The organism is Streptomyces shaanxiensis (assembly GCF_039537145.1).
Taxonomy (GTDB): domain Bacteria; phylum Actinomycetota; class Actinomycetes; order Streptomycetales; family Streptomycetaceae; genus Streptomyces; species Streptomyces shaanxiensis.
The window spans coordinates 261,246-286,977 of the sequence record NZ_BAAAZY010000019.1 but is presented as its reverse complement, the minus strand read 5'-3'; the positions used below and the strand labels follow the sequence as shown (position 1 = coordinate 286,977).

The following is a 25,732-nucleotide window of genomic DNA, read 5'->3' as shown; positions in this document are numbered from 1 at the left end:
CATCCCATGGGACGGGGAGTAGGGTGCCGACATGTCTCGCAGCCTCAATCTCGCAGTGATTCCGGGTGACGGCATCGGCCAGGAGGTCGTGACCGAAGGCCTGAAGGTCCTCTCCGCCGTCCTTCCGCAGGATGTGAAGCTGGAGACCAAGGAGTACGACTTCGGCGCCCGTCGCTACCACGCCACCGGTGAGACCCTCACCGACGCCGACCTCGACGCCCTGAAGCAGCACGACGCCATCCTGCTCGGCGCGATCGGCGACCCGGGTGTCCCGTCCGGTGTCCTGGAGCGCGGCTTCCTGCTCAAGCTCCGCTTCGCCTTCGACCACCACGTCAACCTGCGTCCGTCGAAGCTCCTCCCGGGTGTCGCCACCCCGCTCGCCGGCCAGCCCGAGATCGACTTCGTCGTCGTCCGCGAGGGCACCGAGGGCCCGTACACCGGCAACGGCGGCACCATCCGCAAGGGCACCGAGCACGAGGTCGCCACCGAGGTGTCCGTCAACACGGCGTACGGCGTCGAGCGCGTCGTCCGTGACGCCTTCGTCCGCGCGCAGGCCCGCCCGCGCAAGAAGCTGGCGCTCATCCACAAGAACAACGTGCTGACCTTCGCGGGTCACCTGTGGACGAACATCTTCAACAAGGTGGCCGAGGAGTTCCCCGAGGTCACCACCGAGTACATGCACGTCGACGCGGCGACCATCTACCTGGTCACCCAGCCCGAGCGGTTCGACGTCATCGTCACCGACAACCTCTTCGGCGACATCATCACCGACCTCGCCGCGGCCGTCTCCGGCGGCATCGGTGTGGCAGCCTCCGGCAACATCAACCCGTCCGGCGACTTCCCGTCCATGTTCGAGCCCGTCCACGGCTCGGCCCCGGACATCGCCGGCCAGGGCAAGGCCGACCCGACCGCCACGGTCCTGTCCGTCGCCCTGCTCCTGCGCCACCTCGGCTACGACGCCGAGGCCGCCCGCATCGACGAGGCGGTCTCCGCCGACCTCGCCGAGCGCACCGGCAAGCCCGCCCGCAGCACGTCGGAGATCGGCGACGCGCTGGCCGTACGAGTAGCCGGCTGACCCGCCGCGCTCCTCGAACAACTTTCGAAGCCGCCGGGTCACTCCGCACCCGGCGGCTTCCCCATGTCCGCCGCCGGGTGACACCATCAACCCCTGGGTCGCGATTCACGCCGATCAGGCCGATTTCTTCCACGGCTCCCGCTTGCGATAATCGAACGCGGAGCCGCGGAATGACGGAATGCTCGGACGTCCTAGCACTGGCCACTGGCAGTCATGGCGTGAGCGCGGCCCGCCACAACGAAACCGGTGAAGGACATCCACTCATGACGACGCCCACGATCGAGCTCAAGCCCTCCGCCAGCCCGCTCGCCGCTGCCGAGCGCGAGGCGATACTGGCCAACCCGGGGTTCGGCCGCCACTTCACCGACCACATGGTGACGATCAAGTGGACCGAGGGCCGGGGCTGGCACGACGGCGAGCTCGTGCCGTACGCGCCGATCTCCCTCGACCCGGCCACCATGGTCCTGCACTACGCGCAGGAGATCTTCGAGGGCCTCAAGGCCTACCGCCAGCCCGACGGGACCGTGGCCTCCTTCCGCCCCGAGAAGAACGCCACCCGCTTCCAGGCCTCGGCCCGGCGGCTCGGCATGCCGGAGCTGCCGGTCGAGACGTTCATCGAGGCGTGCGACGCGCTGGTGCGGCAGGACGAGGCCTGGGTCCCGGCCCACGGCGGCGAGGAGTCCCTCTACCTGCGTCCGTTCATGTTCGCGACCGAGGTCGGCCTCGGTGTGAAGCCCGCCAGTGAGTACCTGTTCCTGGTCATCGCCTCCCCGGCCGGCGCCTACTTCCCCGGCGGCGTGAAGCCGGTGTCCATCTGGGTCTCCGAGGACCACGTCCGCGCCGTGCCGGGCGGCATGGGCGACGCCAAGACGGGCGGCAACTACGCCGCGTCCCTGCTGGCCCAGGCCGAGGCCGCGGCCGAGGGCTGCGCCCAGGTCTGCTACCTCGACGCGGTCGAGCGCAAGTGGGTCGAGGAACTCGGCGGCATGAACCTGTACTTCGTGTACGGCGACAAGATCATCACCCCGTCCCTCACCGGCTCCATCCTGGAGGGCGTCACCCGTGACTCCCTTCTGTCCGTCGCCCGGGACCTCGGCTACGAGGCCGAGGAGGGCCGCGTCTCCGTCGACCAGTGGCAGCGCGACTCCGAGAACGGCACCCTGACCGAGGTCTTCGCCTGCGGTACGGCCGCTGTGATCACGCCGGTCGGCACGGTGAAGCGCACGGGCGCGGAGTGGCAGCAGGGGGACGGGGAGCCCGGCGAGGTGACGCTGAAGCTCCGCCAGGCTCTCCTGGACATCCAGCGGGGCAAGGCCGAGGACAAGCACGGCTGGATGCACAAGCTGGGCTGATCGGTTGCCCGGCGTTGTCGGCGGGGTCGCTGGGGGCTGCCGCCCCCAGACCCCCGCTTCGGCCCCGAAAGGGCCTCGTCCTCAAACGCCGGACGGGCTGGAATGCCCGGACCGGCGTTGAGAGGTGTCGGCCTCGGCCTCGGTGTGGTCGGCCCCGGACTCGGTCCTAGCGGAACCCAGGGCCGACCACAGCACGTACGCCACCCCTCCCACCAGCCCCGACAGCAGGAAACTGCAGTCCACCCCGCCGGTCAGCCCCAGCAGCGGCCCCTCGTACGACGGCAGTGAGACCGCCAGCAGGCCGACCACCGCGCCCAGCGCCCACGACACGGTCGCCGGGACGTTCCAGCCGCCCCGGAACCAGTAGATCCCGCCCCGCGCCCGGCGGTTGAAGACCTGGAGGGCCTCCGCGTCGTACACGCCACGGCACCGGGCGAAGCCGATCAGGGTGATGACCGCCCACGGGGTGCCGATGGCCGTGAGCAGCAGGACGAAGGACGTCATCGCGTCCTGTGCGGACGAGTGGTAGTGGCCGATGAACACGCAGGCCGTGGCGATCACCGCGACCGCGTACGTGGCCGTCGCCCGGGACGCGCGCGGCAGGATGGCGTCCAGGTCGAGGCCCATGGAGTAGAGCATCAGACCGGCGTTGCCGACCGAGCCCGCCGAGGCGGCCAGCAGGAGCGGGACCAGGTACCAGGCGGGGGACGCCGAGACGAGCGGTCCGGCGTAGTCGAGGGCGGCCCGGGCCGCGTATGCCGTGAAGGTGCCGAACAGCTGCGGGACCAGCAGGCCGAGGATCAGGCCGAGCCAGGTGGCGTGCAGGACCCGGCGGGAGGTGTGGCGGGCCGGGGAGATGTAGCGGGTGTAGTCGCCGAGCAGCGTGATGAAGGCGATCGGGCCGGACAGGCCGGCCGCCACCATCGCCAGCAGCCAGGTCGGCCAGAAGCCGCCCAGCAGATAGCCGCCGGTCTCGGGCAGCGCGTCGGTCGTGAAGTGCGGGGCGTACGCGATCACGCCCAGCACCAGCAGTGCCGTCATGCCGATGGCCAGGACCCGGGACATCGCGAGCAGCACGCGGTAGCCGTACACCGCCCCGGCGACGGTCGCGGCGGCGAGGAGCGCGTAGACGACGCCGTACGACACGTCGTTCGCCGGCATGCCGACCAGGCGGCCCAGCACGCTCACCATCACGTCGCCGCCGATCCACACCGTCAGCGCGGAGTAGCCCAGCGCCAGCAGCAGGCCGACGACCGAGCCGACCAGGCGGCCCCGGACCCCGAACTGGGCGCCGGAGGAGGTGGAGAGGTTCGTCGCCGTGCGCAGGGAGATCAGCGCCAGCGGGGCGGTGAGGGCCGTGCCGAGCAGGGTGCCCACCACGATCGAGGTGACCGACTCCCACCAGTTCAGGCCGAAGGACGGGGGTAGCCAGCCGAAGACGATCACCCCGAGGCAGAGGTTCGACCCCAGCAGGATCGAGACGAGGTCCCGTGGGCCGCTCGTGCGTTCCTCGTCGGGAATGGTGTCGACTCCGCGCTGTTCCATCGGCATGGGTGTCTCCCTGGGTTTGAGTGACGTTCAATCTGAAGGGACCGATGTTTGCTGTCAACCTTTCGGTTCTAGGAATCTCGTGTTTAGAGTGATGCTCTAAAGTGAAGTCGGGCAAGGAGGTGCCGCGTCGTGAGACTGACCCCCACGGAACGTGACCGGCTGCTGCTCTTCGGAGCCGCCGAGCTGGCCCGGGCGCGCAGGGCCCGGGGACTGAGGCTGAACGTCCCGGAGGCGACCGCGCTGATCGCGGACACCGTGTGCGAGGCCGCCCGCGACGGCGCCCGCCTCGCCGAGGCCATCGAGCGAGCCCGCCGCGTGCTCGGGCCGGACGACGTGCTGCCGGGCGTGGCGGACGTCGTCACCGAGGTTCACGTCGAGGCGGTCTTCGACGACGGCTCGCGGCTCGCGGTCGTGTCCGATCCGATCGGGGGCGGGCACGGTCCGCAGGCTCCCGGCGAGCTGCTGCCGGGGCCTCAGCACGCCGAGCCGGAGGCCGTCGTACGGCTGACGGTCGTCAACACCGCCACCGTGCCCGTCTCCGTGACCTCTCACTTCCACTTCTTCGAGGCCAATCCGAGGCTCGATTTCGACCGCGCCACGGCCTACGGCATGCGGCTCGCCGTGCCCGCCGGGTCCTCGGCGCGGTTCGGGCCGGGGGAGAGCGTCGAGGTCGGGCTCGTGCCGATCGGGGGTGACCGGATCGCCATCGGGTTCGCCGGTCTCGTCGACGGGGCGCTGGACGCGCCGGGGGCGAAGGAAGAGGCCCTGCGCAGGGCCGCCGCCTGCGGATATCTGGGAGCGGACCGATGAGCATCGACCCTTACGCCTACGCCGCCACCCACGGCCCCCGCGCCGGCGACCGCGTCCGCCTCGGCGATTCCGGGCTGACGATCCGCGTCGAGGCCGACTCCCAGCGGTACGGCGACGAGTTCCTCGCCGGGTTCGGCAAGACCGCCCGGGACGGGCTGCATCTCAAGGCGGCCGCCGTCCGGGAGACCTGTGACGTCGTCGTCAGCAACGTCGTCGTCATCGACGCGGCGCTGGGGATCCGGAAGGTCTCCATCGGGATCAGGGAGGGCCGGATCTGCTCGATCGGGCGGGCCGGGAATCCCGACACCCTCGACGGGGTCGACGTCGTGGTCGGCACCGGGACCTCGATCGTGTCCGGCGAGGGGCTGATCGCCACCGCCGGGGCGGTCGACACGCATGTCCATCTGCTGTCGCCGCGCGTCATGGAGGCGTCGCTGGCGTCGGGCGTGACCACCATCATCGGGCAGGAGTTCGGGCCGGTGTGGGGCGTCGGGGTCAACTCGCCCTGGGCGCTGCGGCACGCGTTCAACGCCTTCGACGCGTGGCCGGTCAACATCGGCTTTCTGGGCCGCGGTTCGTCCTCCTCGCCCGCGCCTCTGGTCGAGGCCCTCGCCGAGGGCGGCGCCTCCGGTTTCAAGGTGCACGAGGACATGGGCGCCCACACCCGGGCGCTGGACACCGCGCTGCGTGTCGCCGAGGAGCACGACGTCCAGGTCGCCCTGCACAGCGACGGGCTGAACGAGTGCCTGTCGGTCGAGGACACCCTGCGGGTGCTGGAGGGCCGCACCATCCACGCCTTCCACATCGAGGGCTGCGGCGGCGGACACGTCCCGAACGTCCTGAAGATGGCCGGCGTCCCGAACGTCATCGGCTCCTCCACCAACCCCACCCTGCCCTTCGGCCGGGACGCGGTCGCCGAGCACTACGGCATGATCGTCTCCGTCCACGACCTGAAGACCGACCTGCCGGGCGACGCCGCCATGGCCCGCGACCGCATCCGCGCCGGGACGATGGGCGCCGAGGACGTGCTGCACGACCTGGGCGCGATCGGCATCACCTCGTCGGACGCGCAGGGCATGGGGCGGGCCGGGGAGACGGTGCGCCGTACGTTCGCCATGGCCGGGAAGATGAAGGCCGAGTTCGGCGCCCCGGACGACGGCCACGACAACGAGCGCGTCCTGCGCTACATGGCCAAGCTGACCATCAACCCGGCCATCGCGCACGGCCTCGCGCACGAGGTGGGGTCGCTGGAGGTCGGCAAGCTCGCCGACATCGTGCTGTGGCGGCCGGAGTACTTCGGGGCCAAGCCCCAGCTGGTGCTCAAGTCCGGGTTCCCGGCGTACGGCGTGGTCGGCGACCCCAACGCGGCCACCGACACCTGCGAACCCCTCGTCCTGGGCCCGCAGTTCGGGGCGTATGGCGCCACACCCGCCGACATCTCGGTCGCCTTCGTCGCCCGGGCCGCCCTCGACCAGGGCGCCGACACGATGCCCACCCGGCGCCGCAGGGTCGCCGTGCGCGGCACGCGCGGCATCGGGCCGGCCGACCTGCGCCTGAACTCCCGTACCGGAGCGGTCGACGTCGACCAGCGCACCGGCCTGGTCACGCTCGACGGCGAGCCGCTGCGCTCCGAGCCGGCCGACTCCGTCTCCCTCAACCGCCTGTACTTCCTGTGACGTTCGGACAAGGACCCGCCATGACCACTCCCGCCGCCGACGGCTTCCGCATGCCCGCCGAATGGATCCCGCACGAGCGCACCTGGATGGCCTGGCCGGGGCCGAACGTGACCTTCGAGGACCCCGAGGACCTCACGGCCGCCCGCCTGGCCTGGGCGTCGGTCGCCCGCACCGTCCGCCGCTTCGAACCGGTGACGGTGGTGTGCGGTCCGGGCCAGTCCGAGGAGGCCCGGACGCTGCTCGGGCCGGGTGTGGAGACCGTCGAACGGGAGCTCGACGACGCGTGGATGCGGGACATCGGCCCCACCTTCCTGACCGACGGGAAGGGTGAACTCGCCGCCGTCGACTGGACGTTCAACGGCTGGGGCGCCCAGGACTGGGCCAGCTGGGAGTACGACGCGAAGATCGCCGCGTACGTCTCCGACCTCGCGGGGGCGGCGCGGACGTACGCCTCGAAGCTCGTCAACGAGGGCGGCGCCATCCATGTGGACGGCGAAGGGACGGTCCTGCTCACGGAGACGGTCCAGCTCGGCCCGGAGCGCAACCCGCACTGGACGCGGGAGGAGGTGGAGGCCGAGATCCACGCCATGCTCGGCACCCGCAAGGCGATCTGGCTGCCGCGCGGCCTGACCGGCGACTACCCCCCGTACGGCTTCGGCACCCTCGGCCACGTCGACATCGTCGCCGCGTTCGCCCGCCCCGGCGTGGTCGTGGCCCATGTGCAGCCGGACCCGGCGCACCCCGACCACGAGGTGACCAAGGAGGTCCTCGGTCTGCTGAGGTCACAGACGGACGCCCGGGGCCGCCGCCTGGAGGTCGTCGAGGTGCCCGCCCCGACCGTCCTGGAGGCCGACGGCCACTGGGCCGACTACTCCTACATCAACCACTACCTCTGCAACGGCGGCGTGGTGCTCTGCGGCTTCGACGACCCGCGCGACGAGATCGCGGCCGGCATCTTCCGGCGGCTCTTCCCGGAGCGGACGGTGACGCTGGTGGACGCGCGGACGGTCTTCGCCGGCGGGGGCGGCATCCACTGCATCACCCAGCAACAGCCGAGGGCCGCGGTCAGGTAGAACGTACGGGTGAACGTACTGCTCTGCGCCACGTGCGGAACCCGGCTGACCGGGCCGGTCCGGCGGCTCGACGAGATGCCCGAGTACCCCGGCTGGGACGGGCTCCCGGGCCCGGACGGCCGACGGCACGGCCCGCCGAGCGTGCCGCGCGGGACGTACGTCGTCGACCCGCTGCCGTTCGGGGCGTCGTTCGAGCCGGTCGGCCCCGACGAGGAGTACGACGGCATCGTGCCCGGCGGCATGTGGATGTCCGACGAGCGGGGCTTCCTGGTCTCCGCCGGGCCGTGCGGGACCTACGTCCTGCACCCGGACGACGTCGTGGAGATCGCACCTCACCCCGACCCGCACCGCCTCATCGGTTGCTGCGGTCCGGACGGCCGGGCCGGGATCAACCACGTCTGCGCCTGCGGGGCCGAGGTGGCGATCGTCGCCGCCGACTGCACGAGCGGCTACGAGACCCGGCTCGTCCCGGACACGGTTCGCGTGGCGGCCGCCGCATGACGCCACCCCGTCGCCGTACCCCGGCCCCGCCCCGCGACGAAGTCCTCGCCGCCGCCATGCAGATGATCGCCGAGCTCGGCCTGGAGAAGCTCACCATGGCCGCGCTCGGCCGTGCGGTCGGGATGAGCAGCGGGCATCTTCTGTACTACTTCCACTCCAAGGACGAGCTGCTGCTGCGCACCCTGGAGTGGAGCGAGGGCCGGCTCGGCGCCGAGCGGGGCCGGCTGCTGACGCGGACGGCAACCGCTCGGGAACGGCTCGACGCGTACGTCGACCTGTACGTCCCCGACGGCCACCGCGACCCGCACTGGACGCTCTGGCTGGAGGTCTGGAACCGCTCGCAGAACGCCGACGACGCCGCCCGCGACCGGCAGGCCGCCATCGAGGGCGCCTGGCACCGGGACCTGGTGGCGCTGGTCGCCGAGGGTGTGTCGCGGGGGGAGTTCCGGGCGGTCGACCCGGACCGGTTCGCCGCCCGGCTGCGGGCCCTCCTCGACGGGTTCTCCATCCATGTGGCCATCGGGCTGAGAGGCACCGACCGAGCGCAAATTCTGCGCCACGTACGGGAGTTCCTCGACGACAGCCTCCTCGCGGACACCTGAGCAAAGGTCCAGGTTGTACGCAATACGTCGGATTGACCCTGTAGCGCGTGGTGCGTTTGCCTCTTGGGGAGCCCTCGGCGCGGGGCCGGGGGACAAGCGTCCACGGGGACCACAGGGGGGGAACATGTCCAGAGCCGCACGTGTGTCCGGCGTCTCCTTAGGGACGGCGCTGCTGCTCGCGCTCGCCGGGGCGACCGCAGCCGCCGCGCCGCACACACCCGGGGTGGTGGAGCGGGTCAGCACCGCCGCCGACGGCACCCAGTCCGACGGGGAGTCGATGAGCGCCGCGATCAGCGCCGACGGCCGCCATGTCGCGTTCACCTCCACCGCGCCGAGCTTCGGCTGCACACGTTTCTCCAGGTGCCTGCTGGTGAAGGACCTGCCCACCGGTGAACTCACCAGGATCGACCTCGGCAGCGGCCACACCTACGGCTATCCGTTGCCGAGCGCCGACGGCAGCCGTATCGCCTTCTCCGCGGGCACCCGGTTCATGGCCCCTTACCTGTACGACCGCGCCACCGGCCGTTCGGAGCGGCTGTGGCCCGAGAACCCGCCCGGTTTCAACGAGTTGGGCCGTGTGCAGTCGATCAGTCCGGACGGCACGCAGGTCGCGTACACCATCGGCAACCGCCACGGCTCGGAGAACTTCCGGCTGCTGTACGTTCGCGACACGGTCACCGGCACCGACGAGCTGATCTCACCGGCCGAGGAGGGCGACAAGGCGGCCGGGGCCTCGGTGAGCGGTGACGGCGAGCGGGTCGCGTACGGCGTCCGTGTCGACTCCGAGACGGACCCGGTCGACGTGTTCGTCAAGAACCGGGCGACGGGCGAGCGGACCCAGGTCGACACGGGCCTCGGCGTCGCGCACCTGGTGCGCATCACCGCGGACGGTCACCGTGTCCTCCTCAACGCCGAGAACGGTGTGTACGTCCACGACCTCCGCACGGGCGACTCGCGGCGCGTGGCCGAGGGGACCGCCTTCTCGGCCACGGCCGACGGACGGTACGCCGTCGTCGCGGGCGAGGACGGTGTTCGGGTGCGCGACCTGCGGACGGGACTGCGCGGGGCGGCCCTGCCGCCGGCCGCCCAGCCGGGAGACGAGATGCTGGCCGCCAAGGGGCGTGCGGTGGCGTTCAGTTCGACGGCGTCCCACCTGGTGCCGGGCGACACCAACGGGGAGTCCGACGTGTTCGTCTTCTCGGGCGCGCTCCGCAGGAACCCGGAGCCGATGCCGTCCGTCACCGAACGGATCAGCACGACGTCGGACGGGCAGCAGCGGTCCAGGGCGTCGTACGACCCGGTGATGGGCGAGGACAAGGTCGTCGCCTTCACCTCACAGGGGACCGACGATCCGAAGGACACGAACGTCTTCGTGAACGCGGTCGGCGGCATCTCCCAGGTCGACTCCACGGCCCAGGGCCCCTCGCACGAGGGCACGCCCTGCTACAGCGGACGCATGGTCGGCTATGCGGCCCCGCTCGACTCCGACGGCGGCCCGGGGATCCACATCCGCAACCGCGCGGTCGGCAAGCTGACCAGCCTGGGCTCCTACCAGGGCGTCCGCTTCACCTGGATGGGACAGCCCCAGGTGGACCCCACCTGCCAGTGGCTCACCTATGCCGCCACCCTGCCCGCCACCGACACCGACCCGAACCCGCAACCCCGCGTCTACCGCTACCGGTTCCAGAACGGCGCCACCGACGTGGTCAGCGCGCCCACCGGCGAGGCGGCGGGCAACCCGTCGATCAACTACGACGGCCGGTACGTCGCCTTCGAGCAGGGCGGTGACATCCACGTCCGCGACCTGGACACCGGCGCCCTGGAGAAGGCCGGCAGCGGTGCCTCGGCCCCCTCCCTCAGCGCGGACGGCCGCAAGGTCGCCTTCCAGCAGGGCCGGGACGCCTACGTCCGCGACCTGAACACCGGGACCACGACTCGGGTCAGGGGCACCCAGCCCTCGCTCTCCGGGGACGGCACACGCGTCGCCTACACCTCGGGCGGTGCCGTGTACATCCTCGAACTCGCCACCGGCAAGCGGCAGTTGATCAGCGTCGACCGCTGGGGCGGCCGCAACGACCTCCCGGCCCGGCACCCCTCCGTCAACGCCGACGGCACCGTCGTCGCCTTCGAGTCGGCGTCACCCGATCTGGTGGAGGGAGACACCAACGGGGTGTCGGACGTCTTCCTACGGACAGTGCAATGACAACGACCGACCACGGGGGAACAACCATGCACAAGAGCAAGCGGCTCACCGTACTCACCGCTGTCTCCGTCGCCGCGGCGATGGCGCTGACGGCGACGCAGGCGGGCGCCGCGCCCCAAGCCCCGTCCACCGAGCGGGTCACCGTCTCCGGCACGGGGGAGCAGGGCACGAGCGACGCCTCCGGCCCCTACCTCAGCGCGAACGGCCGCTACGCCGCGTTCGGATCCAACGCACCGAACCTCGTGCCCGGCGACACCAACGGCGTGGCGGACACGTTCGTACGCGATCTGCGCACCGGGAAGCTGGAGCGGATCAGTGTCGCGACGGACGGCACCCAGGCCGACAGCGGCACCGACCCCGCGGCCATCAGCGCCGACGGCCGCTACGTCGTCCTCGTCTCGACCGCCGACAACCTCAAGGACTGGCCGGCGCCGAAGGAGTACTGGGCCAGGGACATCTACGTCCACGACCGCGTCACCGGCCGCACCGAGTGGGTCAGCACGACCCCGGACAGCGGCTCCGCCTACGCGCACGGCGACGCGGCCATCTCCGACGACGGCCGGTACGTCGCCTTCAACGCCCGGCCGAACCGGGTGGAGACGGGCGAGACGGTCATCTATCCCGTCGTGTACGTCACCGACCGCCGCACCGGCACCGTCGAACGCGTCACCAACCGCGACCACCCGAGCCGGGGCTCGTACCACCTGGACATGAGCGCGGACGGCCGCTACGTGGCGTACGACCGCTTCGAGCCGCGGGGCGGGGGCGGCTCGCTGATGGTCCACGACCGCCGCACCGGCAGCGAGGAACAGGCCGACGTCACCCCGCAGGGCAAGCCCGCCCAGCGCAACGGCCTCGACCCCTCGCTCTCGGCGGACGGCCGCCACCTCGCCTTCACCTACGTCGGCGACGACCTGGTGCCGGACGGCGCCGCCGTCAACACGTCGACCTATGTGCGCGACCTGCGCACCGACACCACCCGCGGCATCGTCCACGACGGCTCGGGCGGCTCGGCGGTCATCGCCGGCCCCGAGATCAGCCGCAACGGCCGCTACGTCGCCTACGGATTCAGGCCGTCCCAGGGCCAGGACAACATCCACGTGAGGGACCTGCGCACCGGCACCTCCACCCTGGCCAGCGCCTCGCTCGCCGGCGGCCCGGTCACCGACGACAGCGTCTACGCCACCTCGTTCGGCGGCGACAAGCTGCTCGGTCTCGGTTCGAGCTCCGCCCAGTTGGTCGCCGGCGACACGAACGGCCTGGGCGACGGCTTCGTCCGCCGCCTGCGGTGATCAGCACAGTGCTCGCATCCTGAGACGGACGGTGAGCACGGGGGCGACTTGTGCCAGACTGCCCCCGTGCTCTCGTTCGCCATGATTATTGGCAGCAGGCGCGCCGGTCCGCAGTGACCACCACGTACGACCAGGTACGGGTGGACACCGTCGTCCTCGACCCGCGCGCAGACCTCTCGCACCCGCGAGAGGTTTTTCTGTTTCCCGGCCCACCCGCAGCCGGGCGGAGAGCGTGAGGGACCATAGGTGGGGGCGGTGGAGCCGGTCATTCCGGTAGACCGAGATCCAGTACAGGAGCCTTACGACCATGTCGGTATCCAGCGAGCTCGACGACTCGTTCCACGTCTTCGACACCACCCTGCGCGACGGCGCCCAGCGGGAGGGCATCAACCTCACCGTCGCCGACAAGCTGGCCATCGCCCGTCACCTGGACGACTTCGGCGTGGGCTTCATCGAAGGCGGCTGGCCCGGCGCCAACCCCAGGGACACCGAGTTCTTCTTCCGCGCCCAGCAGGAGATCGACTTCAAGCACGCCCAGCTGGTCGCCTTCGGCGCGACCCGCCGCGCGGGCGGCAAGGCGAGCGAGGACCCGCAGGTCAAGGCGCTGCTGGAGTCCGGCGCCCCCGTGATCACCCTTGTCGCGAAGTCCCACGACCGGCATGTCGAGCTGGCCCTGCGCACCACGCTGGACGAGAACCTGGAGATGGTCCGCGACACCGTCTCCTACCTGGTGTCGCAGGACCGCCGCGTCTTCGTCGACTGCGAGCACTTCTTCGACGGCTACCGCGCCAACCCCGAATACGCGAAGGCGGTCGTCCGCACGGCGTCGGAGGCCGGCGCGGACGTGGTGATCCTCTGCGACACCAACGGCGGCATGCTCCCGGCCCAGGTCCAGGCGGTCGTCTCGACGGTCCTCGCCGACACCGGCGCCCGGCTCGGCATCCACGCCCAGGACGACACGGGCTGCGCGGTGGCGAACACGCTGGCCGCCGTGGACGCGGGCGCGACCCACGTCCAGTGCACGGCCAACGGCTACGGCGAGCGGGTGGGCAACGCCAACCTCTTCCCGGTCGTGGCGGCCCTGGAGCTGAAGTACGGCAAGAAGGTCCTCCCGGACGGCCACCTGCGCGAGATGACCCGCATCTCGCACGCCATCGCCGAGGTCGTCAACCTCACCCCCTCCACGCATCAGCCGTACGTCGGTGTCTCCGCCTTCGCGCACAAGGCCGGCCTGCACGCCTCCGCGATCAAGGTCGACCCGGATCTCTACCAGCACATCGACCCCGAGCAGGTCGGCAACACCATGCGGATGCTGGTCTCCGACATGGCGGGCCGTGCCTCCGTCGAGCTCAAGGGCAAGGAGCTCGGCATCGACCTGGGCGGCGACCGGGAGCTGGTCGGCCGGGTCGTGGAACGGGTGAAGGAACGCGAGCTCAAGGGCTACACGTACGAGGCGGCCGACGCCTCGTTCGAGCTGTTGCTCCGCGCCGAGGTCGAGGGCAAGCCCCTGAAGTACTTCCAGGTCGAGTCCTGGCGCGCGATCGTCGAGGACCGCCCCGACGGCACGCACGCCAACGAGGCCACGGTCAAGCTGTGGGCCAAGAGCGAGCGCATCGTCGCCACGGCGGAGGGCAACGGCCCGGTCAACGCCCTGGACCGGGCCCTGCGCGTCGCCCTGGAGAAGATCTACCCCCAGCTCGCCAAGCTGGACCTCGTCGACTACAAGGTCCGCATCCTGGAGGGCGTCCACGGCACCCAGTCCACCACCCGCGTCCTGATCTCCACGTCCGACGGGGCGGGGGAGTGGTCGACGGTCGGCGTCGCCGAGAACGTCATCGCCGCGTCGTGGCAGGCGCTGGAGGATGCGTACACGTACGGGCTGCTGCGGGCGGGCGTGACGCCGGCGGAGTAGCCGCACCGGTCACCTTCGCCTGCGCCGGCGGGGTGCCGCGCCTGAGGCCCCATTTGTCGCGGGGCCCTTCGCCGAGGCCGACCATCTTGCTGGTGACGGGCCGGTACGGGGCGGCGGTGGAGCGGCTGCGGGCGGCGTACCGCGCAGACTGAGCCGTCGTGCGGCAGCGCGGCACGGCATCGGTCCCGGTGGGATTCCCCCGCCGGGACCGACCCTTTTGTCCGGCCCATCAGGTAGCGTCGAGGGTATGAGGACTCCGCACTTTCGGGGTCTCATGCGCTTGCTGATCGTGCCGGTCGCCGCGACAGTCGCGGTGCTCACGGCCGGCGCGCCCGGCGCACATGCGGCCACGGACCTTACCCAGGTCGCCGAGGCGCTGCGCGAGGATCCCGTCTACGTGGACCCCGCCGCCTCGGACCAGTTGTCGTCGGCCGACGCCGAGGCGCTCGCCGACAAGATCAAGGACGCCGACAAGCCGGTCTTCGTCGCCGTCCTCCCGGCCGATCAGCCGACCGAGAACCTCCTGCTGAACCTCCGTACGGAGACGGGTGTCACGGGCCTGTACGGCGTCCGTGTCGATGACCGCTTCGACGCGGCGGCCGACTCCGCCGTGATGTCCCGGCAGGCGGTGGACAACCTGGTCGCCTCGGTGCAGTCCGCCGGTGACCCCAAGGCCCAGCTGAACGACTTCGTCGACGCGGCGCTGCGCAACGTGGGCGGCACGGCACCCGCCAGTTGGAGCGACGGCGGGGGCAGCGAGGGCGTGGACGTCAGCAGTCTGATCGCCTTCGGCGTGGTGCTGGCGGCGGGCGGCGCGGGCGCGTACGCGCTGGTCCGGCGCAACCGGCAGCGCCACGAGGCGGAGCAGCGGGCGGCGCTGGAGAAGCTGCGGGTCGTGGTCGACGAGGACATCACCGCCTTCGGCGAGGAACTGGACCGCCTGGACTTCCATCCGGCCGAGCCCGGCGCCGACGACGCGATGCGCGCGGACTACGAGGGGTCCCTGGACGCCTACGAACAAGCGAAACGGCTCATGGACGGGGCCCGAAAACCGGAGGACGTCAAGGCGGTCACCCAGGCCCTGGCGGACGGCCGCTTCTCCCTCACCCAGCTGGCCGCCCGCCGGGAGCACCGGCCGCTCCCGGCACGCCGGCCGCCGTGCTTCTTCGATCCACGGCACGGTCCGGCGATGGCCGACGAGACCTGGACCCCACCGGGCGGCGCGGCCCGCGAGGTCCCGGTCTGCGCGGCCGACCGCACCCGCCTGGCCGAGGGCCGCGACCCCGTGATCCGCGAGGTCGACACCGAGCACGGCCGCCGGCCGTACTGGGACGCCGGCCCCGCCTACGGCCCCTGGGCAGGTGGTTACTTCGGCGGCGGCATCCTCCCAGGCCTCCTCATCGGCACGATGCTGGGCAGCATGATGGCCATGCCGGCCTATGCGGCCGACTACGGGGCGGGGTACGGGTACGGCGGTGGCGGCTACGAGGGCGGCGACGTGTCCGGGGCGGACTTCGACTCCGGGGACTTCGGGGGCGGGTTCGGCGGTGGGGACTTCGGCGGGGGAGGGTTCGACGGCGGAGGCTTCTGAGGATCCGGCTACAGGCGGACGAGGCGACCGTCGGCGCGTGCGGCGGTGTGCTGCGCCGGGCGGTCCTCGCGGCCGCCGGGGCGTACATGGCCGGGCCGGGCGGCGAGCAGCCCGGCGATCGCCTCCGGCACGACCAGGGCGATCAGGACGGCGAGGGGCACGCGCCAGCCGTCGGTGACGTCGTGGAGGACGCCCAGGGCCAGCGGGCCGAGGCCGGCCAGCAGATAGCCGATGGTCTGCGCCATCCCCGAGAGATCGGCGGCAACCTGCGGGCCGTCCGCGCGCAGCCCGAGCAGCGTCATCGCCAGCGGAAAGGCGCTGCCGGTCGCCGCACCCAGCAGGCACACCCACGCCCAGCCGAGAGCGGGGGCCAGCAGCAGGCCCGCGAGGGAGAGCAGTTGCGCCGCCGTCACGGCCACCACGAGGAGCCGCTGGCCGCGCATGCGGGCGGCGGCGAGGGGGACGACGAACCCCAGCGGGATGCCGACGGTCAGCATCAGCGACATCATCAGCCCGGCCTGAGCGGGTGTGTAGCCGCTCGCCTGCATGATCTGCGGCAGCCACGCCACCAGCGCGTAGAACAGCAGCGACACCAGTCCGAGGAACGCCGACACCCACCAGGCGAGCGGGCAGCGCAGTAAGGACCCGCCCGTCGTCCTCGGCGCCGGAGGCGGGGTTCTGCGATGTCTGCCGTCCGCTCCGGGCGCGGCCAACAGCCCCCACACCGCCGCGGCCAGCACCGCGGGCACCGCCCACACCGCCAGCGCGGACTGCCATCCGGTCGCGACGGCCAGCGGCACCGCGGCTCCGGCGGCAAGCGCCCCGGAGATGGCCATGAGGGTCATGGTGAGGCCGGTGAACAGGCCGATCCGTCGGCCGAAGTGGTCCTTGACGATCGCGGGCAGCAGCACGTTGCCGACGGCGATGCCGGCCCCCGCCAGCACCGTCCCCGCGAAGAGCGCCGTCGGCCACGGAACCGCCCGCACGGCGGCGCCGAGCGCCAGCACCCAGAGGGCGCCGCACAGGGCCGCCTGCGTTCCGAACCGGCGGGCCAGCCGGGGCGCGAGCCAGGCGAAGGCGCCCAGGCACAGCACCGGCAACGTCGCCAGCACGCTGACCTCGGTGCCGGACAGGGCCAAAGCCTGCCGGACGTTCCCTATGAGCGGCGAGGTCCCGGTGATCGCCGCGCGTAGATTGACGGCCAGAAGTATCAGACCGGTGATGAGCCACAGTCTGGTGGTCACGTGTGTTTCCCCCGTGGACGCGACGGCGGCCCCCTCCTCCGTCCAGGAGAGGGCCGCCGGGCTTTCGAGAAGTGCTCGGTGTGCCCGTGGGCTTCGGTCAGATGCTCACGCTGTGGTTGACCGGACACTTGGCCCTGCCGGCGGTGCGGAACGCCACACCGGTCGCGCCGGCGGAGGCGGGCGTGCCGAGCTGCTTCAGGATCTCGTCGGACAGCAGGTCCTCCTTGCCCTTGAGGGCGTCGGCGACCTTCTCGTCGGAGACGAACACGAGCTCCGCGGCGATGTTGTCCTGAACGATCCGCGCCAGGTTGTCCAGCGCCACCCCGATCGGGTCCGACGGCAACTGCGCCGTGGGGATGTCGATCAGATGGCTGTCCACCTTCCTCTGGTTCATCATCGGCTTGATGATGATCTCCGCCTGGTTCAGCACCGACGTCGTCCAGATCGACAGCACGACCGTGTACAGGTCGGCCCAGGCGGCCTCGCCGAGCTGCGCCCGCCACTTCTTGCACAGGCCCTGAACCCCGGAGATCTGTGCCTCGGCGGCGTACTGCATGTTCACGCGGATCGCCGGGTACACGCGCCCCGCGAAGACCTGGAACGAGGCGATGTCGAAGGCGCGGGACCGGATGGAGTCGGCGATGAACGTCAGCGCCTCGTCGAGGATCTTCGCGCAGGAGTTGTGCAGTGCCTGCGGCAGTTTGGCCGCGGCGAGATTGCCCTTCGCGGTGGTCAGTTTGTCCGCGAACGCCTGCAGCGGCGTCGTCCAGGCGTCGGTGCCGGGGCCCTGCATCGCCACCATGTCGAGGTCGTGGGCGTCGATCCGGTCGGCGTTCGGGACGTTGGGGACCTTGTCCGACAGGTACTCAGCGACCGTGGAGAAGATCCCCAGCGGCACGTGGGCGATGGACTTCGCCAGCTCGAACTCCTCCGCCACCGGGTGTTCGACGTACCGTTTGCCCCCGTGGACGAGAGTGAAGGTGCCGCCCTTCGCGTCGTTCTGCACCACGATCACAGGTCCGAGGTTCTTGACCAGGTCGGCCTTCAGCGCCGCGTAGTTGGTGCGCATCGCCGCGTTCACCGCGCGGATGGAGTCCCTCGCGGCGGTCTGGGCGCTCACCGCCTCCGCGGCGGGGGCGGCGTCGAGGACGGTTGTCGTGGTCGGCTGGGCAGCCGTGTGGCCCAGGAATGTCGCGGCGCCGATGCCGCCCGCGCCACCGATGAATGTCCGGCGTGTTGCCATGACTTGCTCTCCGTAACGAATCGGTCGTCAGGTGTTCCCGCCTGGGGGGAAAGCGGTGGTGTGTGGGGGGAACTGACCCGCCGGGAGCCACGAAGGGCCGGGACGCGGGGAGCGATGCGAGAGGTGGATCCCTCTCCGGCAGCGTGGGGCTGCGGGGGCGCCGGAGAGGGGGAGTCGCGGGCGCGACAGGCCCGCGCCGGGGCCTGTCGGACTCGCCCTAGGTCAGCGCGGTGTGGGAGGGAACGACGACGCCGTACAGGTCGGCGATGGTCGCCAGCGCGCTTTGGTGGATCTGGTCGGCGGACACTCCGCCGCCCACCGACGGCAGTGGCCGCGTCGCGCAGGCGTCGGCGACCACGGTGGGCTTGTTCCCGCGCAGGAACGCGCCCTCCGCGGTGAACGTCACGCACATGTGCGTCATGAACCCGGCGATGACCAGGTTCTCGTTGCCCGCCCGGTCGACGAGGTCACCGAGGTCGGTGTCGACGAAGGCGTTGGGGGCCTTCTTCACCACGGTTCGCTCGCCCTTCGCGGGCTTGACCTTGTCGTGGATGCGGCCGATCGGCCGGCGGACGTCGTACGGGGTGTTCGCCCCGCCGTCGTTGACGATGTGGATGACCGTCCCGCCCGCCTCGCGGGCCGCGCGCAGCAGCTCGGCCGCGGCGTCCAGGGCGGGCTGCCAGCCGTCGAGTTCCATCACGCCGCGGGTGTAGGTGTTCTGGTAGTCCACCATGATCAAGGTGGCGGAGGCGAGCGAAGCCGGCTTGTCGGCCAGGCCGTTGAGCTTGCGCAGCGTCGTCGTACCCGATGTGTCCGCCTCCGCCGCCTGCGCGGGGGAGTCGCCCAGCCGGGTGGCGCCGAACACCGCGGCGCCGCCGACGACGGCCGCACCGCCGACCTTCAGGAACCCACGGCGGGACGTGCCGCCCTGCTCCTGCCCCGCCATGTCAGGCCAGCTCCTTCCCGGACGCGACGACGACGCCGTACGCGTCGGCGATGGCCGCCAGCCCGCTGCGGTGCAGCTCGTCGGCGGACACGTTCACGATCGACCGGGTGGCACACGCGTCCGCCGGGACCGTGGGCCTGTTGCCGCGCAGGGCCGCCGACGCCGAGGTGTACGCGATGCACATGTGGGTCATGAACCCGGCGACGATCACGGACTCGTTCCCGGCCTCGTCCACGAGCTTGCCGAGGTCGGTGCCGTGGAAGGCGTCCGGGGCCTGCTTGACCACCACGGGCTCGCCGTCGATCGGTGCCACGCGGGGGTGGATCTCGCCGATCTCCGCGCGGATGTCGTACGGCGACCCCTCGCCGCCGTCGTGCTGGACATGGATGACCTCGGCTCCGGCCGCGCGGGCACGGGACAGCAGATCCGACGCCGCTTCCAGGGCGGGCTGCCAGCCGTCGAGTTCCATCGCACCGCGGGTGTAGGTGTTCTGGTAGTCGACGAGGATCAGCGTCGAGGACGCGAGGGCCGCGGGGGTTTCGTCGGCACCGCCGAGTGCGCGCAGCGTCTTGCTTGCCACAGGTCTTCTCCAAGGGTCGGGGACTCCAGCGAGTTGTTCAACAAGTTGTTGAACACGTATGCGACGCTATGGCTCGCACCGGGCTGTCGGCAATGACGTGCTATTTGCAGAAACCGACGCCCGCGACCGCAGGCCAAACAGGGGGTTACAGGGTGGGGACCGTCAACCGGTTGATCGTGATCGTGCTGTTCGAGGGCGTCGACCTCCTCGATGTCACCGGCCCGCCGGAGGTGTTCTCCCTCGTCCCGCGCGAGACGGCGGAGCGAGTCGGATACGAGGTCGTCCTGGCCGCCGAGACCACGGCGCCGGTGACGACGGCGGCCGGGGTGCGGATCCTGCCCGACACCACGTTCCGTGACGTCGCGGAACGGGCGATCGACACGCTGCTGGTGCCGGGCTCCGTCGAGGTGGACAGCGAGCGCCGGATCCACCCCATCACCGACCCCGGCACGGTGGCGTGGGTGAAGGCTCTGGCCACCCGCACCCGGCGGGTGACGTCGGTGTGCGTCGGTGCGCACATCCTCGCCGCCGCGGGGCTCCTCGACGGCAAGCGCGCCACCACCCACTGGTCGACCGCGCAGCGGCTCGCCGCCGACCATCCGGCCGTCCGGGTCGACCCGGATCCCATCTTCATCCGCGAGGAGGGCGAGGTCTGGACCGGCGCGGGGATCAGCGCCTGCCTGGACCTGTCCCTGGCCCTGGTCGCGGAGGACTTCGGCGAGCAGGTCGCGCTGCGCGTCGCCCGCCAGCTCGTGATGTACTTGAAACGGCCCGGCGGGCAGTCCCAGTTCAGCGTGCCGTTGGACCGGGTGTCGCCGACCCGGCGCATCGAGGACCTCAGGCACCACATCCTGAACAACATCGGCCGGCGCCTGACCGTCCCGGACCTGGCCGCGTACGCGCATGTCAGCGACCGGCAGCTCACCAGGATCTTCAAGACCGAACTCGGCACGACACCGCACGCCTACATCGAGTCGGCCCGGGTCGAGCTGGCCGGCAACCTGCTGGAGACCACCGACGACACGCTCGAACGGGTCGCCTCCGTCTGCGGGTTCGGCACGGTCGACACGCTCATCCGGGCGTTCCGCCGCCGCCTCGCCACGACACCGAGCGAGTACCGGGCGCGGTTCCGCGCCGCGCCGGTCCGGGAGGCGTCCGAAGCGGAGTGAGCCGGGCGCGTTGCGCCACCGGCTGCCGGTGGCGGCCGTGCTGCTCGCCGCGTGGGTGCGTGCGGTGGCGCGAGCGGCGGGGCACGGCAAGGGCCCGGCGTCCGAAGGACACCGGGCCCGTGGTGCTGAAGGGGTCGGACCGCTGACAGGTCAGCGGCGCCGAGCGGTCAGAGCGACGACGCGGCCGACGCGATCGCCGAGGCGAACGTCGAGACCTCGGTGTAGACACCGGGCGCGTTGGGCCGGGCGCAGCCTATGCCCCAGCTGACGATGCCGACCTGGATCCAGGCGTTGCTCGCGTCGCGGCGGAACATCGGGCCGCCGGAGTCGCCCTGGCAGGTGTCGACGCCGCCGGACGGGAGGCCGGCGCAGATCTCCTCGTTCGCGATGAGCCCGCTGTAGCCGCTGTAGGCACGGCACTGGGCGTCGCTGACGAACGGCACGTTGGCCTTGAGCATGTAGCGCTGCTGGCTACCGCCCTCGGTGGCCGCGCCCCAGCCGGCCACGGTGAAGGTGCCGGTGTTGTACTGCGTGGTCGTGGCGATCTTCAGCGTCGGCAGGTTGATGGGCTGGGCGAGCTTGATCAGCGCCCAGTCCTTGCCGTTGCCGTTGTAGCCGGGGGCCCGGTACACGTACGTGGAACGGACCTGGACCCGACCGCTGGTGGACTGCAGGTCCACGACGCCGGCGGTCGCGGTGATGCTGGTGTTCGGGCCGGTCGAGCCCACACAGTGCGCGGCGGTGAGCACGATCTGCTGGGTGTAGAGCGCGCCGCCACAGCCCATGGAGAGCCGGACCATGAACGGGAACTCGCCCTGCGTGGCACGGGTTCCGCCGACGACGCGCGAGTCGGCGGCCTGCGCGGTCGAGACGGGCTGAAGGCTGACGATCGCGAGAGCGGCGGCGCCGAGGACCGCGCATCTCTTGAGGGCGGTGAGGAGCTTCTTCAACGTGATGCCTTCCGTGGGGGGTTGGACATGCGAACGTGGAGAGAGCGCTGAAATGTCGGGGGCATGTCAGATAGGGAGAAGACGGGGAGCACCTTCTGGTTGGTGACATGCGCCGGTCAATTCTGTTGCTGGATTATGTGGATCCTGTGACTGCCCGGACAAGGGGTCAATTCCGGCCACGCCCGTTTCAGGACACGGGCTTCCCGGCTCAGGACACGGGCCTTTCGGCTCAGGACACGGTCCTCTCGGCCGGCCACCGCCGCGCGTACCGCTCCCCGGCCGCATGCCACCAGCCGGGCGGCGACGGGGAGTTGACGGCAGCGGTCGGCTGATCGGGATGCAGCCCGAGCCGCCACAGGCACCGGCGTCCACATGGACGGTGATCCACGCACGCCAGTGCCCGTCGACCCCCGGCGCGCACACCCGGTCCCAGCGGACCTCGTCCCCACCGAACGGCATCCAGTCGATACCGCGTTCACGCAGTCAAGCGCGAACGGCGGCCAGGGGCAGGGGAGACCTCTTCTGAGGATGCCCGAGTACGACTCCGGCCCGCGCCCCGATTTCGCCGCCGGGCCAGACCGCCCGCCCCGCCCGCCACCACCAGGGACAGCGCGACCAGCACGGCACTGACCCACAGCGGTGACCGGTACCCGAGCCCGCCCCCGATGGCCGTACCGCCGAGCCAAGGCCCCAGCGCCGCGCCCACGTTGAACGCGGCGGTCGCGAACCCACCGCTCAGCGTGGGCGCACCGGGAGCGGCGTACAGCACCTGGGAGATGAGCGTGGACCCGACACCGAAGGACAGCGCCCCCTGCACGAAGACCAGCCCGAGCACCACGCCCGGTGTCCCGGCGCCGAGCGCGAGGGCACCCCACCCGAGGCACAGGGCACCGCCGCCCACGCCCAGTACCACTCCGGGCCGCCGGTCGGCGAACCGCCCCCCGACGCCGACCCCCACGAAGGACCCGGCACCGAACAGCGCGAGCACGACGGGCACCCACCCGCCGCCCAGTCCCGTCACCTTCGTGACCAGGGGCGCGAGATAGGTGAACGTACAGAAGGTCGCCCCGTTCACGAGGGTGCCCAGCAGCAGCGTGACCCGCAGCCGGGGGCCGCGCAAGGACCGCAGTTCGCCCCGCAGAGCGGGACGCGCGGAATCGCCGGCACCACCCGGCACGGACCGCACCACGGCGAGCAGGGCCGGCACCGACACCAGCGCCACGGCCCAGAACGCGGCACGCCACCCCCAGAGCTGCCCGAGCAACGCCCCCGCGGGCACCCCGACGACACAGGCGAGCGTGACTCCCCCCAGCAGGACGGACGTTGCCCGCCCCTTGGCCCGCGGCTCGACCATGTCGACGGCGGTCACGAGGGCGACGGCCAGGAACCCGGCGTTGGCGAGCGCTCCGACGACCCGAGTGGCCAGCAGCACCCCGAAGCTGTCGGTGAGCGCCCCGACTACATGCACGCCGAGAAAGGCGACGAGAAAGCCCAGCAGCGCACCTCGCCGGGACCAGCGACGTCCGAGCGCGGCCATCAGCGGCGCCCCGACGACCATCCCCGCGGCGAAAGCGGAGGTCAGTGCCCCCGCCGTGGGGACGGAGACCCCCAGATCCCGGGCGATGTCCGACACCAGCCCGGCCAACATGAACTCGGACGTCCCCTGCGCGAACACGGCGACGCCCAGCAGAAAGAGAGCAAACGGCACGAAGAAACCCCGCAACCCGAAGTCGAAGTCGAAAACGGCACGACGAACGGCCGTCCGGCAGCGGTGATGACGACGGGTAGGCCCGTCAGCCAGACATCACGAACAGCCACCGGAGAGCCGGTGGCCGGAGTCTGGAGGCTTCGGGGCTGGACACGAGCGCAGGCTAACGGGACCGGGGCCGGCGGCTCCACCCATTTCCGATCAGGACACCTGGCCTGGCCTCTCTAGGTCAGATCCTGACCTAGAGGCCGCCTACGGTGTTCCCATGACCCCCTCGGACGGCACAGACCCCCTCGCCTTCGACTCCGCCACCGCCCTCGACGCCTGGCTGACCAGCCACCCCGCCCCGCATCCCGGCCTGTGGATCAAGGTCGCGAAGAAGGGCTCGGGCATCCCGTCCGTCACCGCCGCCGAGGTCAACGACGTGGCCCTCTGCCATGGCTGGATCACCGGTCAGCGCAAGGGACTGGACGCCGGGTACTTCTTGCAGAGGATCACCCCGCGACGGTCCGGCAGCCTGTGGTCGATGGTCAATGTGCGGCGCGTCGAGGAGCTGGCGGACGCCGGGCGGATGCGGCCCGCCGGGCTCGCGGAGGTGGCTGCCGCGAAGGCGGACGGACGGTGGGCGGCGGCGTACGAGTCGCAGAAGGACGCCGCCGTCCCCGAGGACCTCGCGGCCGCGCTGGAGCGCAACCCCAGGGCCAAGGCCGTCTTCGAGGGGCTTGGCAGGACGGAGCAGTACCTCGCCATGCTCGGCATCCTCCGGGCTCGCACCCCGAAGAGCCGGGCGGCCCAGCTGAAGGCCGCCGTGGCGAAGCTGGAGTCCTCCGTCACTCCTCCAGCGCCGCCTTCGCGAGCTTGATCAGCCGGTCGAAGTCGACGGCTCCGGGATCCCCGTGCGCGTTCTCGGGGACGTGCATGTGCCCGCACACCCCTTTGAACCCGTTCCACTTCGCCCCGCTCATCCGCTGACCGCCCTCGTTCCCGTACGACTTCGGGTACGCGGGCCACAGGGCCGGACCCCGCAGCGGTACGTCATGCTCCAGGTGCATCCAGGCCAGGAAGCGGGCGACGCCGAGCAGGGCCCACTCGGGGGCCTGCGGCCAGTAGATGTGCGCCTTGCCCGCGTCCTTCCACTTCGCGTGGGTCTTCGGGTCGCAGGTGCCGACCAGTTCGGCCTGGCAGACGTTCAGTGTGTTCGTCTCGACGCCGCCCAGCTTGTTGCGCAGCGCGCGAGACGAGACGTCGATGTCGAAGTGCTGGTACCACTTCAGCTTCTTGGCGGCCGGATCCGGCACCGCCGTGAGGTTCGGTGCCAGGGCACCGCCCTGGTAGTCGGGCAACGAGCGGCCCTCGGTGGTGTGCAGGACGACGACGTTGACCTCCATCGCCTTGCCGTCGAAGTCGTCCTGGTACCAGCGGTCGCGGCTCGCGCCCGGATAGCGTTGCGGTCCCGTCTTGTTGGGCATTGCGCCTCCCCCGATGCGGAATCTCTGCCTACATGACCGAGCACCCGCCCTCCTGATACGGGGGAGTGGGGGGCGGGTGTGCTCAGTGGGCGCAGAAAGGGCGCGCGGCGCGGTCGCCGAAGGGTCACGCGTTGCGGATCGCCGAGATGTCGAAGTTCAGCTTGATCTTGTCCGAGATCAGCACGCCACCCGTCTCCAGCGCGGCGTTCCAGGTCAGGCCCCACTCCGAGCGCAGGATCTGCGCCTTGCCCTCGAAGCCGACGCGCTCGTTGCCGAACGGGTCCTTCGCGGCGCCGTTGAACTCCAGGTCGATGGTGATCGGCTTGGTGGTGCCGAGGATCGTCAGGTCGCCGGTGATGCGGTAGTCGTCGTCGCCGAGGGCCTCCGCCGAGGTGGACCGGAAGGTCATCGTCGGGAATTCCTCGATCTTGAAGAAGTCCGCGCTCTTCAGGTGGCCGTCGCGGTCCGCGGAGCCGGTGTCGATGCTGTCCATCTTGACGTCGATGGACGCCGTGGACGCGGACGGATCGCTGCCGTCCAGGTGCAGCGAGCCGCTGAAGTCGAGGAACTTGCCCTTGACGTTGGTGACCATGGCGTGGCGGACGGTGAAGCCGATCGTGGAGTGGGCCGTGTCGATCGTGTAGTCGCCGGTCAGGGTGGAGAGCTCGGTGTTCGCCATGACGTGCTCCTTCGGGGGAAGTAAGTGATGCGCGGTGTGATGTTGAATCTTTAACTACACCAACGCAGCCGACCGTAGACCTATTCCGTTCGGGATTCAACATCAT

At 71.1% G+C, this 25,732-nt stretch carries 22 protein-coding genes; 13 read left to right on the top strand and 9 right to left on the bottom strand.

Annotated elements, in window-relative coordinates; genetic code table 11:
* Nucleotides 1-31 precede the first annotated feature (31 nt).
* Nucleotides 32-1,075: a 3-isopropylmalate dehydrogenase gene (locus ABD932_RS31830; RefSeq protein ID WP_345017970.1), complete on the top strand. Its 1,044-nt coding sequence runs from the start codon at nucleotides 32-34 to the stop codon at nucleotides 1,073-1,075.
* 263 nt (nucleotides 1,076-1,338) lie between these two features.
* The gene (locus ABD932_RS31825) at nucleotides 1,339-2,427 is read left to right on the top strand and encodes a branched-chain amino acid aminotransferase (protein WP_345017968.1); all 1,089 of its coding nucleotides are present in this window, start codon (nucleotides 1,339-1,341) and stop codon (nucleotides 2,425-2,427) included.
* A gap of 81 nt (nucleotides 2,428-2,508) precedes the next feature.
* Here ABD932_RS31825 and ABD932_RS31820 read toward each other — a convergent pair whose 3' ends face one another.
* Complete coding sequence (locus tag ABD932_RS31820; protein WP_345017966.1) at nucleotides 2,509-3,978, bottom strand: cytosine permease; 1,470 nt, start codon at nucleotides 3,976-3,978, stop codon at nucleotides 2,509-2,511.
* A gap of 129 nt (nucleotides 3,979-4,107) precedes the next feature.
* On the opposite strand from ABD932_RS31820, the gene ureA reads away from it, so the two are divergent.
* The 9 genes from ureA (at nucleotide 4,108) to ABD932_RS31775 (ending at nucleotide 15,638) form a co-directional block, all read left to right on the top strand.
* A complete protein-coding gene (gene ureA, locus ABD932_RS31815) occupies nucleotides 4,108-4,788 on the top strand; it encodes an urease subunit gamma (RefSeq protein WP_345017964.1) in 681 nt (226 codons plus the stop codon).
* On the top strand, nucleotides 4,785-6,464 hold the full coding sequence (locus ABD932_RS31810; RefSeq protein ID WP_345017962.1) for an urease subunit alpha: 1,680 nt from the start codon (nucleotides 4,785-4,787) through the stop codon (nucleotides 6,462-6,464). Before ureA ends, ABD932_RS31810 begins: the two co-directional genes overlap by 4 nt.
* A 20-nt stretch (nucleotides 6,465-6,484) precedes the next feature.
* The gene (locus tag ABD932_RS31805) at nucleotides 6,485-7,537 is read left to right on the top strand and encodes an agmatine deiminase family protein (RefSeq protein WP_345017960.1); all 1,053 of its coding nucleotides are present in this window, start codon (nucleotides 6,485-6,487) and stop codon (nucleotides 7,535-7,537) included.
* 9 nt (nucleotides 7,538-7,546) lie between these two features.
* Nucleotides 7,547-8,038, top strand: a complete 492-nt coding sequence (locus ABD932_RS31800) for a hypothetical protein (protein WP_345017958.1) — start codon at nucleotides 7,547-7,549, stop codon at nucleotides 8,036-8,038.
* The gene (locus ABD932_RS31795) at nucleotides 8,035-8,640 is read left to right on the top strand and encodes a TetR/AcrR family transcriptional regulator (protein WP_345017956.1); all 606 of its coding nucleotides are present in this window, start codon (nucleotides 8,035-8,037) and stop codon (nucleotides 8,638-8,640) included. The genes ABD932_RS31800 and ABD932_RS31795 overlap by 4 nt, the downstream gene beginning before the upstream one ends.
* 124 nt (nucleotides 8,641-8,764) lie before the next feature.
* The gene (locus ABD932_RS31790) at nucleotides 8,765-10,843 is read left to right on the top strand and encodes a TolB-like translocation protein (RefSeq protein WP_345017954.1); all 2,079 of its coding nucleotides are present in this window, start codon (nucleotides 8,765-8,767) and stop codon (nucleotides 10,841-10,843) included.
* A gap of 26 nt (nucleotides 10,844-10,869) precedes the next feature.
* Nucleotides 10,870-12,135: a TolB family protein gene (locus ABD932_RS31785; RefSeq protein ID WP_345017952.1), complete on the top strand. Its 1,266-nt coding sequence runs from the start codon at nucleotides 10,870-10,872 to the stop codon at nucleotides 12,133-12,135.
* Nucleotides 12,136-12,442: 307 nt separating this feature from the next.
* Nucleotides 12,443-14,047: a citramalate synthase gene (gene cimA, locus ABD932_RS31780; RefSeq protein ID WP_345017950.1), complete on the top strand. Its 1,605-nt coding sequence runs from the start codon at nucleotides 12,443-12,445 to the stop codon at nucleotides 14,045-14,047.
* 274 nt (nucleotides 14,048-14,321) lie between these two features.
* The gene (locus ABD932_RS31775; RefSeq protein ID WP_345017948.1) at nucleotides 14,322-15,638 is read left to right on the top strand and encodes a hypothetical protein; all 1,317 of its coding nucleotides are present in this window, start codon (nucleotides 14,322-14,324) and stop codon (nucleotides 15,636-15,638) included.
* Nucleotides 15,639-15,646: 8 nt separating this feature from the next.
* Here ABD932_RS31775 and ABD932_RS31770 read toward each other — a convergent pair whose 3' ends face one another.
* The 4 genes from ABD932_RS31770 to ABD932_RS31755 all read right to left on the bottom strand — a co-directional run bounded on the left by ABD932_RS31770 (nucleotide 15,647) and on the right by ABD932_RS31755 (nucleotide 19,651).
* The gene (locus tag ABD932_RS31770) at nucleotides 15,647-16,882 is read right to left on the bottom strand and encodes a CynX/NimT family MFS transporter (RefSeq protein ID WP_345017946.1); all 1,236 of its coding nucleotides are present in this window, start codon (nucleotides 16,880-16,882) and stop codon (nucleotides 15,647-15,649) included.
* Between the two features lie 97 nt (nucleotides 16,883-16,979).
* Nucleotides 16,980-18,125 (bottom strand): hypothetical protein, encoded by a 1,146-nt coding sequence (locus tag ABD932_RS31765; RefSeq protein ID WP_345017944.1) that lies wholly within the window; start codon nucleotides 18,123-18,125, stop codon nucleotides 16,980-16,982.
* Between the two features lie 217 nt (nucleotides 18,126-18,342).
* A complete protein-coding gene (locus ABD932_RS31760) occupies nucleotides 18,343-19,071 on the bottom strand; it encodes an isochorismatase family protein (RefSeq protein ID WP_345017942.1) in 729 nt (242 codons plus the stop codon).
* Nucleotide 19,072: 1 nt separating this feature from the next.
* A complete protein-coding gene (locus tag ABD932_RS31755) occupies nucleotides 19,073-19,651 on the bottom strand; it encodes a cysteine hydrolase family protein (protein ID WP_345017940.1) in 579 nt (192 codons plus the stop codon).
* Between the two features lie 152 nt (nucleotides 19,652-19,803).
* On the opposite strand from ABD932_RS31755, the gene ABD932_RS31750 reads away from it, so the two are divergent.
* Nucleotides 19,804-20,820 carry a GlxA family transcriptional regulator gene (locus ABD932_RS31750; protein WP_345017938.1) on the top strand — a complete coding sequence of 339 codons (1,017 nt, stop codon included), beginning with the start codon at nucleotides 19,804-19,806 and terminating at the stop codon, nucleotides 20,818-20,820.
* A gap of 167 nt (nucleotides 20,821-20,987) precedes the next feature.
* Here the strand turns inward: ABD932_RS31750 and ABD932_RS31745 are convergent, their stop codons facing one another.
* Both ABD932_RS31745 and ABD932_RS31740 read right to left on the bottom strand, forming a co-directional pair.
* Entirely contained in the window at nucleotides 20,988-21,770 is a 783-nt protein-coding gene (locus ABD932_RS31745; protein WP_345017936.1) for a S1 family peptidase, read from the bottom strand.
* A gap of 475 nt (nucleotides 21,771-22,245) precedes the next feature.
* Nucleotides 22,246-23,478, bottom strand: a complete 1,233-nt coding sequence (locus tag ABD932_RS31740) for a Cmx/CmrA family chloramphenicol efflux MFS transporter (protein ID WP_345017934.1) — start codon at nucleotides 23,476-23,478, stop codon at nucleotides 22,246-22,248.
* Nucleotides 23,479-23,743: 265 nt separating this feature from the next.
* Between ABD932_RS31740 and ABD932_RS31735 the strand changes: the two genes are divergently transcribed.
* Nucleotides 23,744-24,340, top strand: a complete 597-nt coding sequence (locus ABD932_RS31735) for a YdeI/OmpD-associated family protein (protein ID WP_345017932.1) — start codon at nucleotides 23,744-23,746, stop codon at nucleotides 24,338-24,340.
* Here the strand turns inward: ABD932_RS31735 and ABD932_RS31730 are convergent.
* Complete coding sequence (locus tag ABD932_RS31730) at nucleotides 24,309-24,947, bottom strand: hypothetical protein (protein ID WP_345017931.1); 639 nt, start codon at nucleotides 24,945-24,947, stop codon at nucleotides 24,309-24,311. The genes ABD932_RS31735 and ABD932_RS31730 overlap by 32 nt on opposite strands.
* A gap of 124 nt (nucleotides 24,948-25,071) precedes the next feature.
* On the bottom strand, nucleotides 25,072-25,626 hold the full coding sequence (locus tag ABD932_RS31725; RefSeq protein WP_425587541.1) for a YceI family protein: 555 nt from the start codon (nucleotides 25,624-25,626) through the stop codon (nucleotides 25,072-25,074).
* Nucleotides 25,627-25,732: the final 106 nt, after the last annotated feature.

What these genes read in the sequence shown, in the direction of transcription:
- ABD932_RS31830 (WP_345017970.1), top strand. Translation starts at nt 32, where the DNA reads ATGTCTCGCAGCCTCAATCTCGCAGTGATTCCGGGTGACGGCATCGGC.
- ABD932_RS31825 (WP_345017968.1), top strand. Translation starts at nt 1,339, where the DNA reads ATGACGACGCCCACGATCGAGCTCAAGCCCTCCGCCAGCCCGCTCGCC.
- ABD932_RS31820 (WP_345017966.1), bottom strand. Translation starts at nt 3,978, where the DNA reads ATGCCGATGGAACAGCGCGGAGTCGACACCATTCCCGACGAGGAACGC.
- ABD932_RS31810 (WP_345017962.1), top strand. Translation starts at nt 4,785, where the DNA reads ATGAGCATCGACCCTTACGCCTACGCCGCCACCCACGGCCCCCGCGCC.
- ABD932_RS31805 (WP_345017960.1), top strand. Translation starts at nt 6,485, where the DNA reads ATGACCACTCCCGCCGCCGACGGCTTCCGCATGCCCGCCGAATGGATC.
- ABD932_RS31795 (WP_345017956.1), top strand. Translation starts at nt 8,035, where the DNA reads ATGACGCCACCCCGTCGCCGTACCCCGGCCCCGCCCCGCGACGAAGTC.
- ABD932_RS31790 (WP_345017954.1), top strand. Translation starts at nt 8,765, where the DNA reads ATGTCCAGAGCCGCACGTGTGTCCGGCGTCTCCTTAGGGACGGCGCTG.
- ABD932_RS31785 (WP_345017952.1), top strand. Translation starts at nt 10,870, where the DNA reads ATGCACAAGAGCAAGCGGCTCACCGTACTCACCGCTGTCTCCGTCGCC.
- cimA (WP_345017950.1), top strand. Translation starts at nt 12,443, where the DNA reads ATGTCGGTATCCAGCGAGCTCGACGACTCGTTCCACGTCTTCGACACC.
- ABD932_RS31775 (WP_345017948.1), top strand. Translation starts at nt 14,322, where the DNA reads ATGCGCTTGCTGATCGTGCCGGTCGCCGCGACAGTCGCGGTGCTCACG.
- ABD932_RS31765 (WP_345017944.1), bottom strand. Translation starts at nt 18,125, where the DNA reads ATGGCAACACGCCGGACATTCATCGGTGGCGCGGGCGGCATCGGCGCC.
- ABD932_RS31760 (WP_345017942.1), bottom strand. Translation starts at nt 19,071, where the DNA reads ATGGCGGGGCAGGAGCAGGGCGGCACGTCCCGCCGTGGGTTCCTGAAG.
- ABD932_RS31735 (WP_345017932.1), top strand. Translation starts at nt 23,744, where the DNA reads ATGACCCCCTCGGACGGCACAGACCCCCTCGCCTTCGACTCCGCCACC.
- ABD932_RS31730 (WP_345017931.1), bottom strand. Translation starts at nt 24,947, where the DNA reads ATGCCCAACAAGACGGGACCGCAACGCTATCCGGGCGCGAGCCGCGAC.
- ABD932_RS31725 (WP_425587541.1), bottom strand. Translation starts at nt 25,626, where the DNA reads ATGGCGAACACCGAGCTCTCCACCCTGACCGGCGACTACACGATCGAC.